Genomic DNA, 18,304 nt, shown 5'->3' with positions numbered 1-18,304 from the left:
CAGCGCGCATACGCAATCTGGCGGCGCGCATAGCCTTTTACGGCTTAAAAAAGGTAATAATTCTTATTAACAATTAGAAATGCTTTCTGGAGATATTCATGTTCGCTAAATCGCGGCTGGCGTTGCTGGTGGGATGGGTTACCGGCAGTCTCGCTTTACCTTTAATGGCGCAGGATACGCAAAAAACCGATACCGTAGTGGTCACTTCACAATTGCTGAGCGGTGCCACCAAGCTGGCAACACCGGATATTGAAACGCCGCAGGCGGTGTCCATCGTCACGCGCGGGCAGTTTGAAGAGCAGGGCGCAACCAGCGTGCGCCAGGCGGTGAGTTACACGCCGGGCGTCTACAGCAACCAAATCGGTGCATCGAATCGCTTTGACTATATCGTGCTGCGCGGTTTCTCTGACGGTAGCCTCGACAACGTCTATCTTGATGGCCTGAAGATGATGGGTGATACCAACTCGCACAGCTCGCTGGTGGTCGACCCGTGGTTCCTGGAAAATATTGAAGTGGTGCGCGGCCCGGCATCAGTGCTGTACGGGCGTTCGTCGCCGGGCGGCATTGTGGCGCTGACTTCGCGTAAACCCTCGTTCGATCCGGGCGGGGAAATTAAACTTTTTGCGGGTAATAACCAGCAGCGCGGGGCGATGTTTGATGTCACCGGCCCGCTGGATGATAACGATCGGGTGGCGGTACGCCTGAGCGGCATGACCCGATATGCCGATTCCCAGTTCGACCCACTGAAAGAAGAGCGTTATGCGCTGATGCCGAGCCTGACCTGGCGCATCACGGACAATACGCGCCTCGATCTGATGGCCTATTTACATCGCGATCCAGAAGGCGGCAGCCACTCTGGTTTGCCTTATGATGGGACCGTGGTTTCGCATTACGGCAACAAAATTTCCAACACCTTCTTTGAAGGCGAGGACGATTACGATAAATACGACCGCCGGGAGAATATGGTTGGCTACAACATCGAACATACGTTCGATAGCGGTTGGTCGGTGCGCCAGAAGCTGCGTTATCTGCATACCAAAGTGGAGCTAAATCAGGTTTATGCGGCGGACTGGCTCAACGAAACCGAACTGAATCGCGGTTATTCCGGTTCGGACGAGAAGATGAGTGCCATCACGCTGGATAACCAGATCGACGGCAGCTTCGATACCGGGGCGATTAACCACCGCGTATTGCTCGGCATGGATTATCAGGATCGCAGCAACCACACCACCGGATACTATGGCGCGTTCCCGCCGATTAATGCGTTCCACCCGGTTTACGGCGCACAGCCGGATTACATCACTCTGTACAGCAAAGAGAAGCACAAGCTGCGCCAGACGGGTTACTACCTGCAGGATCAGATGTCGCTTGACCGCTGGCGCCTGACGCTCGGTGGCCGCTACGACCAGGTGAGCGTGTCGAATATTGATAATTACAACAATACCCGCAGCGATCTGGATAAAAACAACTTCAGCAGCCGCGCGGCGTTGTTGTATCTGTTCGACAGCGGCGTGGCACCTTATGTGAGCTACTCCACCGCCTTTACGCCGACCAGTTTTGCTGATGAGAGCGGCAATATTCTGGAGCCGATGAAAGGCAAACAGTGGGAAGCGGGCGTGAAGTATGAGCCGGAAGGGTGGAATAGCCAGTTTAGCGCGTCGGTGTTCCGCATCAATCAGGAAAACATTGCCACCAAAGAGGAGCCAACCGACCCGTACCGCTCTATCGGCGAAATTGAATCTGAGGGCGTGGAGCTGGAAGCGGTAGGGCAGTTAACCGACAGCCTGCGTATGCAGGCGGCGTATACCTACACAGATATCCGTTACAAAAAGAGTAGCCCGGAAGAGCAGGGCAAACGCGCCGTTTACGCGCCGCGCAACATGGCCAGCGCCTGGCTGAGTTATGACGTGCAAACCGGCCCGCTGGACGGATTAACCGTCGGCACCGGCGTGCGTTATGTTAACGGTGTGACCAGCGATCGCCAGAATACCCATACGCTGCCGTCGTATACCCTGGTGGATATGATGGTGGGTTACGACCTGTCAAAACTGGGCGTAAAAGGCCTGAGCGCCCAGCTTAACGTCAGTAACCTGACGGACAGGAGCTACGTAGCGGCCTGTAACTCGCTCTCGTATTGCTACTTTGGTGCAGAGCGCAGCATTGTAGGCAGCGTGTCCTGGAAATTTTGATACGGCACTGAACATATTTGCCTAGAAAATGAGCCAGCTGTGGTAACGCGGCTGGCTCAGCCTGTAATAAACCCGCACAAACACTCCGCCTTAACGTAAATGAATCAAAGACCTGCATAAGCGCCCTACCATAATTGATATTGCAAATGATATTGATTTTCATTAGCATCAAAAGGGTAAATTAATGTAAGGGAATAATTACAATGGTCAATAACCCGTTCAAATTATCGGCAATATTTGCTTTATCCGTTGCGCTTACCTTTGGATCAACTTCCGTCCTGGCGAAAGAATTTACCGATAACGCGTTTGTTTCCTCGTCTTTAGGGCATGGCGTTTATGAACTTTCTCAGGACACGTCGCAGCAGGCGATTTTCGTTGCGTCTGCACCTTCGTTTGATAAAGACAAAACCAGCGGCCTTGTGTTTAAACTCGATCCGCAAACGCTGGCGATCGGCGAGAAAATCGCCACTACGCGCCGTACATTCGCGACCGCTATCGATCAGCAAAACCATATTTTGTACCTGGGGAATGCGCTTGAAGGCTCTTTGACGCTGCTGGATACCCGCACCGGTAAAGAGCTTAAAATCATCCCGTTAAGCGATGATGCCGATGCCAATAAAAAGGCGCATGTGCGCGAAGTGGTTTTGGATGCCAAACATCAGCGTCTGTATGTTTCCGGCATTGGCGAGAAGGGTAAGGGCCTGCTTTGGGTGGTGGATACCGATAAACAGCAACTGATAAACACGCTTGAGAAGTTAGAGCCTGTCGGCTTTGCTGTGGATACGGCGGGCGATCGGGTTTACGTCGTCACCGGCAGCGGCAAACTGGTTACCCTGGATGCTAAAACCTCGCAGCCTCTCTCCAACGTCAAAGTCGATCCCGCAGATCCCCATCACTACTTCCTCAATATCGCGCTGAACACCAAAGCAGGGCTGGGTTATATCGCCGATACCAATACGCAGGATGTGCTGGTGGTGAAACTGGCAAACGGCGAACTGGTTCACCGCATTCCAACCCCTAATTCTATTGCTGTGCTGTATAACGCCGCGCGTGATGAAATCTATGTGACGCACCGTAATGCGCGCCAGATCAGCGTGATCGACGCCAGCAGTTACGCGATCAAGCACACCATCAAAACCGCCGCGATGCCCAACAGTTTGCTGCTGTCGCCGGATGCCAGAACGCTTTACGTCAGCGTTAAGCAAGATGAAAAAGCAAAAGCCGCTGATTACGTTCTGAAAATCGACCTGAATACGCTCTAAGGTAACCCGCATGATCCTTCAAACACGCCTGGCCGTGGCGGTTTCGCTCGCCCTGGCAATGATGCCAGTCGCACTCTATGCTGCTGAAAAAACGAATAAAGATGAAGATGTGATGGTCGTAACGGCTTCGGGTTTTTCACAGGAAAAACGCGAAGCGCCTGCCACCATTTCGGTAATTGACCAGAAAGAACTGAATGTTCGATCAAACCAGAACATTACCGAAGCCTTTCAGGATATCCCTGGCGTTCTGGTAGGCAACGGGCACGGCAGTTTAGCCACCGGCAACGTGCAGATGCGTGGCCTGGATTCCGATTACACATCGTACCTGGTCAATGGTGTGAAGCAGAACACCGCGGAATCGCGTCCCTATGGGCATCACATCGGAACGGAAGCCTACTTTATGCCACCGATGGCCGCGATTGAGCGCATCGAAGTTATTCGCGGGCCGATGTCGTCACTGTATGGTTCGGATGCGATGGGCGGTGTGGTTAACGTGATCACCAGAAAGCCCTACGCGCAGGAGAACTGGACCGGCGCCCTGGAGGATAATTACTTCCTTCAGGAGCAAAGCGAGTATGGCAATACTAATCAAATGAACGCGTTTGTCATGGGGCCGCTGATCCCGGGCAAACTGGGGATCAGCGTGGGAGCTGACTGGCTCGATCGCCGTGATGACGACAGCCCGACAAAGCAGCGTTTTGTTAAGCATGATTCGAAGAACGTCAACGCGACGCTGGGCCTAGCGGCGACCGATACCCAGCTATGGGATCTCAATATCGTTGGCGGGACACAGGAGAAGAGCCATAACAAGAGCAACCCGTGGTACTGGGATTTTAACCGCCAGGCTTTTACGCTTTCACAGCACGCCTGGTATGGCGATGATCTGCTGGAGGCGAAGAACTATGTCAATTATGAGAAAGCCGATACCCAATACCGTTCTGGTGGTCTCTCTCCTCAGTACATCAAGCAAAACAATTTTACGGCTAACACCCAGAATACCTTCAGCCTGGACGATCATAAGCTGACGCTGGGCGCAAATTTCATCCGCGAAGAGCTCAACGATACCTTCGATATTGAGCATAAAGAGGCACCCGGCGTTACGCCGGTCAGCAAGATCTCCCGTGATGGCTGGGCGGTATTTGCTGAAGATGCGTGGATGATCGTTTCTGATTTTACCCTGACGACGTCAGCGCGCCTCGATCACGATAGCTACTTCGGTTATCACGTGACGCCAAAAATTTACGGTAACTGGACGATTGATGAAGCCTGGGCGCTGAAAGGCGGCGTCTCATCCGGGTACAGAAAACCGGAACTGCGCCAGACCAGCGAAGGTTTCACCAGCGTGTACGGCTCCAGCCCACCGTATCCCGGTATCGTCATTGGCAACGCCGATCTTAAACCTGAAAAGAGCATTAACACCGAGTTGGGCCTTTACTGGCAGGGAGAGGGCCTGGCGCTGGATAGCACCGTGTTCTACACCCAGTTCAAAGACAAGATTAGCGATTACAACATCTGCACCGAAACCGCCACCCAGCCGTGTATCTACAATGGCTATTCGGCGGAAACCGTGGATAAGTACTTCAATGTTAGCGATGCCGACGTGTATGGCCTTGAGCTAAACGGCGACTGGCAGATCACTGCGACGCTGAAGGCGAACGCCAACTATACCTGGACGCGCAGCGAACAAAACAGCGGCCCGCAAAAGGGTTATGCACTTAACGACTTCCCGAAACATATGGCGAATGTCTCGCTGAACTGGTCGGCGGCTAACGATCTGGTGCTGTGGACCAAAGCGAATTACCGCAGCGATTCACCGGACGTTGGGAAATCCACCGCTACCGAGAGCTACATTATGGTGGACCTGGGCGCGCGTTATCAGCTCAATAAAAATACCCAACTGATGGCAGGCGTTTATAACGTGTTTGATGTGGATCCGCTTTATACCACCAGTTACAACGAAACGTCGATGGTTGAAGGGCGTCGCTATAACCTGGGCGCGCGGGTGGAGTTTTAATTTTAGCCATCAGGTTAAAAAACAGTTACAACAAGGGGTTAGATGAGAAATCGTCTATCCCCTTTTTTATCCTCAGCATGAAATGATGATGCAATATCTCAAATCGGGAGCTGACGAGTGGGTTTGCGCAAGGGGGATTTGCTATGGTGAAAGGGGCTTGAGCTTTTGGCCAATCAGGGGCACTCCCTTTGATGTTGCCGTTTGTTTTTGTTCGTCTTAAAGGCTCATTTATTACATTGGTTAATTTTAAGGATAAGAGTATGCCAGCAGTAATCGATAAAGCATTGGACTTCATTAACGGTATGAATACTTCAGCATCAGTGCCGGATCCTATGGATGAAAGCACAACCAAGGGATTACTGAAGTACTTAAACGAATTGGGTGTTCCGGCCAGCGCGGCTGATGTTACGGCACGCGGGGTCCAGGAGGGGTGGAATACGGGTTTCACAGAGAAAGTAGCCGGATGGGCTGAAAAAATTGCCACTGGCAACCGGGTGATTATCAAAGATCCTGAATACTTTTCTTCATATATGCGGGAACAGCTCCGGGAGCTGGTGTGAGTAAGTGATTGGCATATTAATCTGTCAAGACTGGGTTTCTGACATATTGTTAAAATAACAAAGGGCTTACGGTTTATCGTAAGCCCTTGTTTTATCTGGTGGCCCCTGTTGGGTTTGAACCAACGACCAAGCGATTATGAGTCGCCTGCTCTAACCACTGAGCTAAGGGGCCGTGGCGCTGGATTATAATGGATGTGCTGCGCTCAATCCAGCCATTACCGCGCGGCTGCTGCTTTTATCAGCATTTTAAAAACGGTCTTTTATACTTTACGAATCCGAAGGTTATCAGGGGTTATCATGATCAACGACATATTAGCGCCGGGGTTAAGAGTCGTGTTTTGCGGGATTAACCCGGGCAAATCCTCCGCTCATACCGGATTCCATTTTGCTCATCCGGGAAACCGCTTCTGGAAAGTCATTCATCAGGCCGGGTTTACCGATAAGCAATTGCTTCCTGAAGAAGAACAGCAGTTACTGGATACCCGTTGCGGTATCACCATGCTGGTGGAGCGCCCAACGGTGCAGGCGAGTGAAGTGGGGTTGCATGAACTGCGTACCGGCGGACGCGAGCTTATCCGCAAAATTAACGATTATCAGCCAGCTGCGCTGGCAGTATTAGGTAAAAAGGCCTTTGAGCAGGCATTCAGCCAGCGTGGCGTAAAATGGGGTAAGCAGTCGATAACCATTGGCGACACCGAGGTATGGGTACTCCCTAATCCCAGCGGGCTAAATCGCGCATCGCTGGATAAACTTATTGAGGCATATCGGGAACTGGATGAAGCGTTGGTGTCTCGTGGGCTATAAGCAGGCATAAAAAAACCCTCACGAAGAGGGTCTTTTAACGGAGTGAACGATTAATCGTCCAGGAAGCTACGCAGCACTTCAGAACGGCTCGGGTGGCGCAGTTTACGCAGCGCCTTCGCTTCGATCTGACGAATACGTTCGCGGGTCACGTCGAACTGTTTACCCACTTCTTCCAGTGTATGGTCGGTATTCATATCGATACCAAAACGCATACGCAACACTTTCGCTTCACGGGCGGTCAGACCAGCCAGCACATCGTGCGTGGCGGCACGCAGACTCTCGGTGGTGGCAGAATCCAGCGGTAATTCGAGGGTGGTATCCTCGATGAAATCCCCTAAATGCGAATCTTCATCGTCGCCAATCGGCGTTTCCATGGAGATTGGCTCTTTAGCGATTTTCAGCACTTTGCGGATTTTGTCTTCCGGCATCAGCATGCGCTCGGCCAGCTCTTCCGGCGTTGGTTCGCGGCCCATTTCCTGCAGCATCTGGCGAGAAATACGGTTGAGCTTGTTGATGGTCTCAATCATATGCACCGGAATACGGATGGTGCGTGCCTGATCCGCGATAGAGCGGGTAATTGCCTGACGGATCCACCAGGTGGCGTAGGTCGAGAACTTATAACCGCGGCGGTATTCGAACTTATCTACTGCTTTCATCAGGCCAATGTTGCCTTCCTGAATCAGGTCGAGGAACTGCAGACCACGGTTGGTGTATTTCTTGGCGATAGAAATCACCAGACGCAAGTTCGCTTCAACCATCTCTTTCTTCGCACGGCGGGCTTTTGCTTCACCGATGGACATACGACGGTTGATATCTTTAACCTGCTCAATGGTCAGGCCGGTTTCTTCTTCGATCTGCTGCAATTTTTGAAGGCTGCGATGCACATCTTCAGCCACGTCTTTCAGCTTTTCGGACCACGGTTTGTTCATGGCCAGCGCTGCATTGAACCAGGTTTCGCTGGTTTCATTGCCGGTAAACAGCGTGATGAAGTTTTTCTTCGGCATTTTGCACTGTTCAACGCACATCTTCATGATGATACGTTCCTGGGTACGCACGCGGTCCATCATGATACGCATGCTGTTAACCAGGTAATCAAACTGTTTCGGCACCAGGCGGAACTGTTTGAACACTTCAGACAGCTTCAGGATCTCTTCCTGAGCGGCTTTGTCGCTGCGGCCTTTCGCTTTGATGACAACGCGCGCGGCTTCGTACTGGGTGCGAAGTTCGCTGAACTTCTCACGGGCCAGTTCCGGGTCGATGGTGTTGTCATCATCACTGCTGTCGTCGTCTTCGTCTTCATCTTCGTCTTCGTCATCTTCCAGCTCTTCGCTGGACAGTTCGGAACCCACGTGGGTCGCGGTCGGTGCGAGATCTTCTTCCGCGTTCGGGTCGACAAAGCCGGTGATCAGGTCGGACAGACGCGCTTCGCCCGCTTCAACGCGGTCGTATTGTTCCAACAGATAGGTGATGGCTTCCGGGTACTCGGCAACAGAACACTGAACCTGGTTGATCCCGTCTTCAATGCGTTTCGCGATGTCGATTTCGCCTTCGCGGGTCAACAGTTCAACGGTACCCATTTCACGCATGTACATACGAACCGGGTCTGTAGTACGCCCGATTTCAGACTCAACGCTGGACAGCACCTGAGCAGCAGCTTCTTCTGCATCTTCATCAGTGTTGTTTGAGTTTTCAGCAAGCAACAGATCATCGGCGTCCGGTGCTTCTTCCATCACCTGGATGCCCATGTCATTAATCATTTGGATGATGTCTTCGATCTGATCGGAGTCGACGATATCTTCCGGCAGATGGTCATTGACCTCGGCATAGGTCAGATAGCCTTGCTCCTTACCACGAGTGACGAGAAGCTTCAGCTGTGACTGCGGGTTTTGCTCCATAAGACGGTATCCACACTTATTTCATGAGGGTTGTGTCGGCAGGCGTGACCGCCAACAATAACGAGCGAGGGCTGATTTATTTTCATGCCGCAGCGCCTCTTTGCGGCTTTCGGGGGTTCACCCGAACGATAATCGGCAGTTAAGCCGCAGAATTCATTTTTTTGCCAGTTCCTGGTTCAGTCTCCAGAGCTCCCGGCGTTCTTCGCTGCTTAAACCGTGCGTGCGCTCGCGAGCGATGAGCTCTTCCTGGCGCTGTTCAAGCATCGAATCAAACATATGGTTGAGTGAGTCGGTGAACGTTTTTTCTGCAATGTCCTTATCTGCTATATCGTCCCACATCGACAGTTTTTCAAGGGTGGCGGCCTCTTTAGTACCGCGATACTGCTCTAAAAGCTGGCCGGTGGTCAGGCCTGGCTGAGACAAACAAGTGTTGACCAGTTCTGCAAATAAACCAAGCCCAGGCAGTTTGTCTTTGTCCAGCGCATCCAGTGGCGGCACCTGCGGCGCCAGTTCTGGATTCTGCAACAGCAGTCCTATCAGTATACGCATGGTTGTGCGTTTTAGCGTCGGCGCGGTACGTACCGCAGCGTCGGCCTGCTTCGGCATCAGGCGCTCCAGCGCGCTGTCATCGAGGATACCGAGCTTTTTTCCTAATTCCTGGCGCAGATAGATTCGCAGCGTCTCGCCCGGCACCTGAGTGATCAGCGGCAGCGCCAGCGTGCTTAGTTGCGCACGGCCATCCGGCGTACTCAAATCGACCTGCGGCATCAGGCTGTTAAACAAGAAGGTCGAGAGCGGCTGGGCCTGCTCCATACGCGCTTCAAACGCGTCTTTGCCTTCTTTACGCACCAGCGTATCCGGGTCTTCGCCGTCGGGTAGAAACATAAAGCGCAGCTGCCGACCATCGGTCATATAAGGCAGCGCCGTTTCCAGCGCGCGCCATGCCGCGTCCCGGCCGGCACGGTCGCCGTCATAACAACAAATCACATTGTTGGTGACCCGAAACAGCAGCTGAATATGGTCAGCCGTGGTTGAGGTCCCTAATGACGCTACCGCGTAGTTGATGTCGTATTGCGCCAGCGCAACCACATCCATATAGCCTTCGACCACCAGCAGGCGCGCCGGTTCAGGGCTGCTCTGCTGCGCTTCATAAAGGCCATACAGCTGGCGACCCTTATGGAAAATATCGGTTTCCGGCGAGTTTAAATATTTAGGCTGGCCGTCGCCCAATACGCGACCGCCAAAACCAATCACCCGGCCCCGTTTATCGCGGATCGGGAACATCACCCGTTCGCGGAAACGGTCGTAACTGCGCCCGCGATCGTTGGTGACCAACATGCCAGCATCAATCAGCGACTGACGATTTTCATCGTTGCCGCCGAAGCGCTTGAGCACATTGTCCCAACCGGCAGGCGCATAACCGATAGCGAAGCGCGAAATGACGTCGGCGCTTAAACCGCGTCGGGAAAGATAGTCACGCGCGTCGCTGGCATTCGGTTGCGTCAGGGATTGTTGATAAAACGCACTCAGGCCATCCAACAACTGGTACAAATTCTGCCGCTGGTGGCGTTCTATCTGGCTCGGCCCGGAACCCGCCTCATAAGGCACGTCCAGGTTATGCATAGCCGCCAGTTCTTCAACGGTTTCGACGAACTCGAGCTTGTCGTAATTCATCAAAAAGTCGATGGCGTTACCGTGCGCACCGCAGCCAAAGCAATGGTAGAACTGCTTTTCGCCGTTTACGGTAAATGAAGGTGTTTTCTCATTATGGAACGGACAGCACGCGTGATAATTTTTGCCCTGTTTCTTGAGCTTTACCCGAGCGTCAACGAGGTCGACAATATCGGTGCGAGCCAGCAGGTCATTAATAAAGACACGTGGGATTCGTCCAGCCATAAGCCCCATTTACCCGCTAACTTTCTGCTAAATATTCAATGCGATCGCGTTCTGGCGATGCGGGGCAAAAAGCGTAGGGATGTCAGTTCATAAACGAAAATAAGCCGCGCATTCCTTTCGGAAGCACGGCCTTTACAACTACAACTCGGTCTGAAAGGAGGGGAGTCCCCTCCAGAGATTAGTACAGACGAGTACGGCGTGCGTTTTCGCGAGCCAGTTTCTTCGCGTGACGTTTCACAGCAGAAGCTTTGGCGCGTTTACGTTCGGTAGTCGGTTTTTCATAGAACTCACGACGACGAACTTCCGCCAGAACACCTGCTTTTTCACAGGAACGTTTGAAGCGACGCAGTGCTACGTCGAACGGCTCGTTTTCACGTACTTTAATTACCGGCATGTGCCTCTCACCTTTGATTAAATCGGTTTGCTGCTGGCATCAACGCCAGCTTAATTCAAAATGGTGCGGAATTTTACTGCAACTGCTGATGCTTTGTAAAGCAACAGGAGGAACAAAAACCGCTTTTCGGTGGCATTCTTACAGGGGCGGGGATTATACACTATCCCGCAGGCCGATGAGCAATGTTTTACAATGACGACCTCAGCGCATACACTGCGGCGCAGGCAAAAGAGGTAAAAATAAGCATGCGTGTACTGGGTATTGAAACATCCTGCGATGAAACCGGCATCGCCATTTATGACGATGAAAAAGGGCTGTTGGCTAACGAACTGTATAGCCAGGTGAAACTGCACGCCGATTACGGCGGCGTGGTACCGGAACTGGCGTCCCGCGACCATGTGCGTAAAACCGTGCCCCTGATTCAGGAAGCGATGAAAAACGCCGGACTTACCGCCAGCGATATCGATGCGGTGGCTTATACCGCAGGTCCTGGCCTGGTGGGCGCATTGCTGGTCGGTGCGACCGTCGGACGCGCACTGGCGTTTGCCTGGGATGTTCCTGCGGTGCCGGTGCACCACATGGAGGGGCATTTGCTGGCACCAATGCTGGAGGACAATCCCCCGGAATTTCCGTTCGTCGCGCTGCTGGTGTCCGGCGGCCATACCCAGCTGATTTCCGTTACCGGGATCGGTGAATATCAGCTGCTGGGCGAGTCTATTGATGACGCCGCAGGTGAAGCCTTTGATAAGACAGCAAAACTGCTGGGCCTGGATTATCCCGGCGGCCCGATGCTGTCGAAACTGGCCGATAACGGCAATCCCGATCGCTTTACTTTCCCGCGCCCAATGACCGATCGCCCTGGGCTGGACTTCAGCTTCTCGGGGCTTAAAACGTTTGCCGCCAATACTATTCGTGATAACGCGCCCGATCCGCAAACCCATGCGGACATCGCCCGCGCGTTTGAAGATGCGGTGGTAGATACGCTGATGATCAAATGCCGCCGCGCGCTTGAGCAAACCGGCTTTAAGCGGCTGGTGATAGCGGGGGGCGTCAGCGCTAACCGCACCCTGCGCGCCAGGCTGGCTGAGATGATGAAAAAACGCGGCGGTGAAGTGTTCTACGCCCGCCCGGAGTTTTGCACCGATAACGGCGCCATGATCGCTTATGCGGGCATGGTGCGTTTAAAAGCGGGTGGCAACGCGGATTTAAGCGTGTCGGTACGGCCGCGCTGGCCGCTGGCGGAACTGCCTGCCGCGTAAATGAAAAAAGAAGAGCTTACTGCTCTTCTTTTTTTTGCTTTCTTTTCAGCTTTTGCCAGATTTTGGTTTCCTGGCCGCGCCACAGCCGCTGAATATTGTCGTGATGACGCAGTAAAATCAGGCAGGAGAGCATAGAAACCGGGAAGGTGAACTGGGGCTTAAACCACCAGACGTAAAACGGCGCAATCAGCGCGCTGACAATGGCACCTAAAGAAGAGTAACCGCTGAGTAGCACACTGAGCAGCCAGGTACCGGCCATCACACCGGTGAGATCCCAGCCGATAGGCGCAATCGCGCCAAACGCCGTGGCGACGCCTTTGCCACCGCGAAAACCAAAAAACACCGGCCAGATGTGGCCCAGACAGGCGGCGATAGCGACTAACCCTAACCAGAACGGGGAAAGACCGAGCGCATAAGCTCCCCAGACGGGCAGCATGCCTTTCAGCACGTCGAAAATCAGTACCGCTACGGCTGCTCCCTTGCCACCTATGCGTAATACGTTGGTCGCGCCGGGATTCCCGGAGCCGCTATCGCGCGGATCGGGCAAACCTGCGATACGGCAGACCAAAATGGCGCTGGAAATTGAGCCGCAAAGGTACGCAAGGAGGATCATTCCAGGCGCGATTGCACTCATAACGCTGTTCCGTTTTGAAAATGTCGTTTTATTCTCTGCATCTGTGGATAATACGCATAATTTGCCGGAAGTGGTATCCGGGCGCGCTAAAAACAGGCAGGTCATGATGGATATAGTATTTATAGAGCAACTTTCGATAATCACCACTATTGGTGTTTACGACTGGGAGCAAACTATCGAACAGAAGTTAATGTTCGATATCGAAATGGCCTGGGACAATCGTCCGGCGGGCAAAAGCGACGACGTGGCGGATTGTCTGAGCTATGCCGATGTGAGCGAGGCGATCATCAACCACGTTCAGGGCGGTAAATTTGCGTTGGTGGAACGTGTGGCGGAAGAAGTCGCTGAACTGTTGCTCACCCGCTTCAATACGCCGTGGGTGAAGATCAAAATCAGTAAACCCGGCGCGGTTGCGCAGGCGGCTAACGTGGGCGTAATCATTCAGCGTGGCGTTAATCCTAATCAAATCATTTAAGTTAATAATTATTAAACCTAACGCGGCTATATTGGTCTTATAGCTCGAGCATTTACGGCAAGCGCACTGCGCCCGCCGTTTTTTTTGATTTTTTTTGGGGTACGAGGACATTTCATGGGCGATCTGCATTCGCTGGTCATCGCGGCGATTCTCGGCGTAGTTGAAGGTTTAACCGAGTTTCTGCCGGTTTCCAGCACCGGGCATATGATTATCGTGGGCCACCTGCTGGGCTTTGAAGGGGAAACGGCCAAGACGTTTGAAGTGGTGATTCAGTTGGGTTCGATCCTGGCAGTGGTCGTGATGTTCTGGCGCCGCCTGTTCAGTTTGATCGGCATTCATTTTGGCCGCTCACCGCATGAAGGCGTGGGCCGCAGCCGCCTGTCATTAGTCCACATTTTGCTGGGCATGGTGCCAGCCGTGGTGCTGGGCCTGGTGTTCCATGACCTGATTAAATCGCTGTTTAACCCGATTAACGTGATGTATGCGCTGGTCGTCGGCGGGGTGCTGCTGATCGCGGCGGAGGTCTTTAAACCTAAAGAGCCACGTGCGCTGGGGCTGGATGATATGACTTACCGCCAGGCGTTCACTATCGGCTGCTTCCAGTGCCTGGCGCTGTGGCCGGGCTTTTCGCGTTCCGGTGCGACCATTTCCGGCGGGATGCTGGTGGGCGTCAGCCGTTACGCCGCATCAGAGTTTTCGTTCCTGCTGGCGGTGCCGATGATGATGGGCGCGACGGCGCTCGATCTGTATAAAAGCTTCCACTTCCTGACGGCGGCGGATATTCCTATGTTCGCCGTGGGTTTTGTCACCGCGTTTCTGGTGGCGCTGGTGGCGATCAAAACCTTCCTGCAAATCATCAAACGGATTTCGTTTATCCCGTTCGCGATTTACCGCTTTATCGTGGCGGCGGCGGTCTACGTGGTCTTTATGTGATGAATTGCCCCCGGCCTCAGGGCTGGGGGCAACGCTCGGCTTTCCATTGCGCGACCGCTCTGACGCGCCGTTTGGTTAACTCTTCCCGTACCTCAATGCCTTTAAATCCGTCCGCGACCACCTCTTTTGGCGAGACCGCTTTCGCCACTTCCCAGGCTTCACGCAACAGCCGTCCTTGCGGATAATCGCAGCCCTCAAAGCCCTGGCGTCCGCGCACGTCCGCTTCGCTGGTTAACGCAATCTGTTCTACTCGCTGGGGCTTACGCCAGGCGTCGATAGAGTCGAACAGCTTCACAATGGTTTTTGGCTGCAAAATCGGCAGGGTATGGATGAGATCGTGGAACTCCGCCACTAGCCTGGCGAGGTCGCGGATGTCATTCGGCACCCGTAACCGCTGGCAGATATTTTCGACCAGCGGAACGCCAGCCGGGCCATGTCCGTGATGGCGCGGCCAGAGTCGCGGCGGCGTTAGACCTTTGCCGACATCGTGCGTCAGTGTGGCAAAGCGCACGTCCACCTCCGGGCTCAGCATCGCCGCCATCGACAGCGTCATCAGCACGTGTACGCCGGTATCGATTTCCGGATGCCATTTTTCCGGCGCAGGCACGCCGAACAGCGCATCCAGTTCCGGGAACAACACCTTCAGCGCCCCGCAATCGCGCAGCACTTTGAAAAAGATATGCGGATTATGGGAGCGCAGCGCGTTTTCGGTCTCTTTCCAGACCCGCTCCGGGGTGAGATGGGCCAGCTCGCCTGCCTCGGTCATCTCACGCATCAGCGTCTGTGTTTCTTCGGCGATGGTGAAATTCAGATGGGCAAAGCGGGCGGCGAAACGCGCCACCCGTAAAACACGCAACGGATCTTCATTGAACGCGCCGGAAACATGGCGCAGCAGGCGCTTTTTGATATCTGCGCGTCCGTTATACGGGTCGACAAACTCGCCGTTTTCGTCCAGCGCAATGGCGTTAATCGTCAAATCGCGGCGCAGTAAATCTTGCTCCAGGGTGACGTCGGGCGCGGCGTAGCAAACAAAGCCGGTATAACCGTAGCCGTTTTTCCGTTCGGTACGCGCCAGCGCATACTCTTCACGCGTTTGCGGGTGCAGAAACACCGGGAAATCGCGCCCAACCTGTTGATAGCCCAGCTCAAGCATCTGCGCAGGCGTTGCACCTACCACAACCCAGTCTCTGTCTTTAACCGGTAGCCCTAACAACCCATCACGCACTGCACCACCGACCAAATAGCTCTTCACCCATACCTCTCTTGTTGACGTTAGCGTTGAGATAATACGTAAGTGTAGAGGAGAAGGCCAAGGTGAAAAGCATGGCAGCCTCGCCTGCGGAGAACGCGGCAGGATTTACTGAAGAATGTATTCGTTATTTTATATATAAATTTTCAATGATTAACTTAAATTACATTCATTAAAATTAACTGAAATCATATTTAATGGCACTTAATTGCGATTGATCCAAAAATGGACATAATGATACTGAGTTTCAGAGTGAAGGAAATTGTGTCTGTATATCACAAACTGTAAAAACAACTTCTCAGGAATTCATAACGCAAATAGAACTATTGTATTTGGCACAGTGATATCGACATCGTGTAGAGAATGCTGCTTATGGAGTTTTATTTGAACTATTGATTTCGTGGAGTTCATTGGCTTTCAGATAATAACTATTGTGCATTCCTTTTTATGAATTTATGCGCAACTGTTCAGGTATTTTTCGGATAAATAGTAGAAAAATGAATCGCGGGAACTGGACTGTCATAATAATAATTTGTCTCTGGATAAATTGTGCGTATTCGCAAGAGAATCCGGCGTCAAAAATTATCTCAGACGAATCCGCTATGAATTCTTTACCTGAGCTGGGTGGTGGAAATACGGAACAACAGTCGCAAAAGAATGATTCGCAGAATACGTCAATACAGAAAAAGGCATCAGATTATTTTATTAATTCCGCTACTCAGGGATTTGAGAACCTGACGCCAGATGCGCTGGAATCACAAGCGCGCGGGTATGTGCATAACCAGATCATATCATCAGCCCAGTCCTATCTTGAAAGCGCAATGTCGCCGTGGGGGAATGTCCGCGCCAGCCTGGCAATAAGTGATGAAGGCGATCTGGAAGGCAGCTCTTTGGACTATTTTATCCCTTGGTACGATAATAATAAGTCGCTATTTTTTAGTGAGTTTTCAGCAATGCGCAAAGAAGAGCGCACCATTGGCAATGCAGGGATAGGCATTCGACAGAACGTTGGGGATTGGTTACTGGGTGGCAACGTCTTCTATGACTATGATTTTAGCCGCCGTCATCAACGTCTGGGTTTTGGTGGTGAAGCATGGACAAACTATCTGAAATTGTCAGGAAATTATTACCACCCGCTGTCAGACTGGCAGGATTCAGAAGATTTTGATTTTTATGAAGAAAGGCCAGCCCGTGGATGGGATGTCCGTATGGAAGGGTGGTTGCCTGCCTGGCCGCAGTTTGGGGGTAAGCTGATATATGAACGCTATTACGGTGACGAAGTTGCGTTATTTGGCAAAGACAATTTACAGAAAGATCCGCATGCCACAACGGTTGGATTAACGTACACGCCCGTTCCTCTTCTGACGTTAGGGGCCGACTATAAAGCCGATGGCGGTGATAATTCTGAGTTGAGTATTAATGCTGCCGTTAATTATCGCTTTGGCACTGCCTTAAAGGATCAGCTCAATTCGGATAATGTTGAGGCGATGCATTCAATGATTGCCAGCCGCCATGATTTTGTCGCGCGTAATAATTTCATCGTGCTTGAATATCGCGAGAAAGATCCACTGGAAGTCAGTTTATGGTTAAAAGCGGATGCGGCAAATGAGCATCCGGAATGCGTTATTAAAGATACACCCGAGGCGGCAATAGGCCTTGAGAAATGCCGTTGGACGATTAATGCGCTCATTAAACATCACTACAAAATTATTGCAGCATCATGGCAATCAAAAAATAACGCCAATCAAACGTTAGTTATGCCGGTTATTAAAGCTCATACCCTGACTGAAGGTAATAACAACCACTGGAATCTTATCCTGCCGGCCTGGCATAACGCGCCGACAGAAGCTGAACGTAACGCGCTAAACACATGGCGGGTACGCATTGCGCTGGAAGATGAAAAGGGCAATCGCCAGAACTCCAGCGTGGTGGAAATTAACATTAAGCAAAACCGCCATATTGAGCTGATTGCGGATAACAGCACGGATACCGATCGTACCGACCATAGCCATGAAGCCAGCGTGCAGGCTGACGGCAAACAAGGCATCACCCTGGGACTGCTGCTGACGGATGCTTTTGGCGATACCACGGATAACAAAGGCAATACGCTGAAAGATGAGGTCATGGATCCAGAGCTTTACGACAGCACCGATCAAAAAGTGACGCTGCACGATACGCCATGCGCCACTGAATCTCCCTGTGTATTTATTGCGTCGCGAGATAAAGAGGCGGGTACGGTCACATTGGCCAGTACGTTGCCGGGAACATTTCACTGGAAAGCGAAAACCGATGCCTATGGCGACAGCAATTTTATTGATGCCACATTTATCGGCGATCCATTAGGGCCGGTTAACCCGCTGATTTATCAGGTTGACGAGAGCAATCCATTGAATCTTATCGGTAAAAAAGACCGCCTTCTCGCGATGGATAAGCGCTATCGGTTTGTGCTGTGGCGCGACAAAAACAACGATGGCGTTTTTCAACGTGCAGAGCAACTCAGCGAAGAAGAAATGGCGTCGTATGACTACCGCTGGGTATTTACCGGACAGAACGCACAGGGACATACCGGAGCACAAACCCATACCGAGAATCAGGACCTGATTATCCCCGCGACCAACCGGGAAGCGGCGGAGAAATTCGGCGCGACTGAACAGGGTGGTATTCAGGGATACGGATTACGTGTCGCTTACAGATTTAAAGAAAGTCAGGGCGGAAACTGATCTTATCAGCCGCTAAAAGA

Annotated in this window: 14 protein-coding genes and 1 tRNA gene; 9 read left to right on the top strand and 6 right to left on the bottom strand. The window is 52.3% G+C overall.

The features are described from left to right. The first annotated feature begins 98 nt into the window (after positions 1–98). The 4 genes from foxA to ACVV26_RS18680 all read left to right on the top strand — a co-directional run bounded on the left by foxA (position 99) and on the right by ACVV26_RS18680 (position 6,025). On the top strand, positions 99–2,189 hold the full coding sequence (foxA, locus tag ACVV26_RS18695; protein ID WP_474798712.1) for a ferrioxamine B receptor FoxA: 2,091 nt from the start codon (positions 99–101) through the stop codon (positions 2,187–2,189). Positions 2,190–2,392: 203 nt separating this feature from the next. Then, positions 2,393–3,451, top strand: a complete 1,059-nt coding sequence (gene yncE / locus ACVV26_RS18690) for a 7-bladed beta-propeller protein YncE (protein ID WP_474798710.1) — start codon at positions 2,393–2,395, stop codon at positions 3,449–3,451. Between the two features lie 10 nt (positions 3,452–3,461). Then, positions 3,462–5,465, top strand: coding sequence for a TonB-dependent receptor domain-containing protein (locus ACVV26_RS18685; protein WP_474798707.1), 2,004 nt, complete (start codon positions 3,462–3,464; stop codon positions 5,463–5,465). A 260-nt stretch (positions 5,466–5,725) separates the two neighbouring features. Then, complete coding sequence (locus tag ACVV26_RS18680) at positions 5,726–6,025, top strand: DUF1889 family protein (RefSeq protein WP_474801918.1); 300 nt, start codon at positions 5,726–5,728, stop codon at positions 6,023–6,025. Between the two features lie 96 nt (positions 6,026–6,121). Here the strand turns inward: ACVV26_RS18680 and ACVV26_RS18675 are convergent. Further along, positions 6,122–6,197: transfer RNA gene (locus ACVV26_RS18675), tRNA-Ile, on the bottom strand. A gap of 125 nt (positions 6,198–6,322) precedes the next feature. Here ACVV26_RS18675 and mug point away from each other — a divergent pair. Next, the gene (gene mug / locus ACVV26_RS18670; RefSeq protein WP_474798705.1) at positions 6,323–6,829 is read left to right on the top strand and encodes a G/U mismatch-specific DNA glycosylase; all 507 of its coding nucleotides are present in this window, start codon (positions 6,323–6,325) and stop codon (positions 6,827–6,829) included. A 50-nt stretch (positions 6,830–6,879) separates the two neighbouring features. Here mug and rpoD read toward each other — a convergent pair whose 3' ends face one another. From rpoD to rpsU, 3 genes are all read right to left on the bottom strand, one after another. Beyond that, a complete protein-coding gene (gene rpoD / locus ACVV26_RS18665) occupies positions 6,880–8,724 on the bottom strand; it encodes an RNA polymerase sigma factor RpoD (RefSeq protein ID WP_474798703.1) in 1,845 nt (614 codons plus the stop codon). 153 nt (positions 8,725–8,877) lie between these two features. Further along, a complete protein-coding gene (gene dnaG, locus ACVV26_RS18660; protein WP_474798701.1) occupies positions 8,878–10,620 on the bottom strand; it encodes a DNA primase in 1,743 nt (580 codons plus the stop codon). Between the two features lie 178 nt (positions 10,621–10,798). Then, a complete protein-coding gene (rpsU, locus tag ACVV26_RS18655; protein WP_001144069.1) occupies positions 10,799–11,014 on the bottom strand; it encodes a 30S ribosomal protein S21 in 216 nt (71 codons plus the stop codon). Positions 11,015–11,259: 245 nt separating this feature from the next. Between rpsU and tsaD the strand changes: the two genes are divergently transcribed. Further along, positions 11,260–12,273, top strand: a complete 1,014-nt coding sequence (gene tsaD, locus ACVV26_RS18650; RefSeq protein WP_474798699.1) for a tRNA (adenosine(37)-N6)-threonylcarbamoyltransferase complex transferase subunit TsaD — start codon at positions 11,260–11,262, stop codon at positions 12,271–12,273. A 16-nt stretch (positions 12,274–12,289) separates the two neighbouring features. Here tsaD and plsY read toward each other — a convergent pair whose 3' ends face one another. After that, the gene (plsY, locus tag ACVV26_RS18645) at positions 12,290–12,907 is read right to left on the bottom strand and encodes a glycerol-3-phosphate 1-O-acyltransferase PlsY (protein ID WP_312981697.1); all 618 of its coding nucleotides are present in this window, start codon (positions 12,905–12,907) and stop codon (positions 12,290–12,292) included. A 106-nt stretch (positions 12,908–13,013) separates the two neighbouring features. Between plsY and folB the strand changes: the two genes are divergently transcribed. Both folB and bacA read left to right on the top strand, forming a co-directional pair. Beyond that, positions 13,014–13,382 (top strand): bifunctional dihydroneopterin aldolase/7,8-dihydroneopterin epimerase, encoded by a 369-nt coding sequence (folB, locus tag ACVV26_RS18640; protein WP_474801915.1) that lies wholly within the window; start codon positions 13,014–13,016, stop codon positions 13,380–13,382. A 114-nt stretch (positions 13,383–13,496) separates the two neighbouring features. Continuing rightward, positions 13,497–14,315 carry an undecaprenyl-diphosphate phosphatase gene (bacA, locus tag ACVV26_RS18635; RefSeq protein WP_474798697.1) on the top strand — a complete coding sequence of 273 codons (819 nt, stop codon included), beginning with the start codon at positions 13,497–13,499 and terminating at the stop codon, positions 14,313–14,315. Between the two features lie 16 nt (positions 14,316–14,331). Here bacA and ACVV26_RS18630 read toward each other — a convergent pair whose 3' ends face one another. After that, positions 14,332–15,567 carry a multifunctional CCA addition/repair protein gene (locus tag ACVV26_RS18630; protein WP_474798695.1) on the bottom strand — a complete coding sequence of 412 codons (1,236 nt, stop codon included), beginning with the start codon at positions 15,565–15,567 and terminating at the stop codon, positions 14,332–14,334. Between the two features lie 494 nt (positions 15,568–16,061). Here ACVV26_RS18630 and sinH point away from each other — a divergent pair, with 494 nt between their 5' ends. Beyond that, positions 16,062–18,284 (top strand): intimin-like inverse autotransporter SinH, encoded by a 2,223-nt coding sequence (sinH, locus tag ACVV26_RS18625; RefSeq protein ID WP_474798693.1) that lies wholly within the window; start codon positions 16,062–16,064, stop codon positions 18,282–18,284. Positions 18,285–18,304 lie beyond the last annotated feature (20 nt).

Source organism: Atlantibacter sp. MEI4A-1023, assembly GCF_056155425.1.
Note: the sequence above shows the minus strand (reverse complement) of the source record. Positions and strands in the feature narration are given on the sequence as shown.